This window comes from Adlercreutzia sp. DFI.6.23 (genome assembly GCF_024462535.1).
Classification (GTDB): domain Bacteria; phylum Actinomycetota; class Coriobacteriia; order Coriobacteriales; family Eggerthellaceae; genus Adlercreutzia; species Adlercreutzia rubneri.
Map to the genome: position 1 here is coordinate 1 of NZ_JANGBP010000088.1, position 437 is coordinate 437.

General features: G+C 63.6%; 1 protein-coding gene. It reads left to right on the top strand.

What is annotated here, in order from left to right; all coding sequences use genetic code 11:
- Positions 1-298 precede the first annotated feature (298 nt).
- On the top strand, positions 299-437 hold a 139-nt coding region (locus NE591_RS12470; protein WP_256156771.1), incomplete at its 3' end, for an MGMT family protein.

Sequence of the window (437 nt, forward strand, 5' to 3'; positions counted from 1 at the left end):
GTTCGCGGCATCGTTGCCCGCCGGCGCACCGGCACATCCTGCCAGCGCCACGCACAGCGCGAAGGCGCATGCTTCCGCCCCGATGATCTTCGCCTTAAGCTTCATTCCCGCTCCTTTGATCGCATTCTTCGACGCCCATCGCGTCCCTTGCAGCCAGCGCGGTCATCTTATACGTAAGCGGCAGCATCAGCAATACTCATCTCCCATACGTTGGGCAACTGAGAAGAAGGGCTTTCAGATCGCCCGCTTGTCTGCTATGGTGGCCCCAATCAGCGAAGAGCGCACCGAAGGAGACCTCATGGGAGACTACGCCAACCGGGTGTTCGCCGTCGTGCGGCGCACACCGCGCGGAAAGGTGGCCACCTACGGACAGGTGGCACGGCTCATCGGCGCCCCGCGCACGGCGCGCTACGTCGGTTATGCCCTGCACGCCAACC